A 295-nucleotide genomic window follows, 5' to 3' on the forward strand; every position below is an offset into this window, starting at 1 on the left:
TACCGGCTGATGTAGACGGCGGCGCCCACTGAGTCCCGCAGCCGGTCCAGGGTGTGCTGGAGGTGGTCGTGCAGGGCACGGTCGCGGCCGTGCGCGGAACCGAGGCGGGCGAGGGCCGCTCCGGTGACGTACGCCCCGTCGGTCACCTGCTCGACGTAGCCCTCGCGTCGCAGCATCCGCAGGAGGGTGGTCAGCCGCTCCGTGCCGAGGCCGGTGTGACGGGTGATCTCGGTGTCGGTGACACCGGTGGAGTGCCGTGCCACCGTCTCCAGGACGCGGAGGGCGTCCTGAGCCG

1 protein-coding gene is annotated in these 295 nt (G+C 72.5%); it reads right to left on the reverse strand.

What is annotated here, in order from left to right:
- On the reverse strand, positions 1 to 295 hold a 295-nt coding region (locus CCN42_RS44965), incomplete at both ends, for a helix-turn-helix domain-containing protein (RefSeq protein ID WP_245877551.1).

Source organism: Streptomyces glaucescens, from assembly GCF_002154375.1.
GTDB lineage: Bacteria > Actinomycetota > Actinomycetes > Streptomycetales > Streptomycetaceae > Streptomyces > Streptomyces glaucescens.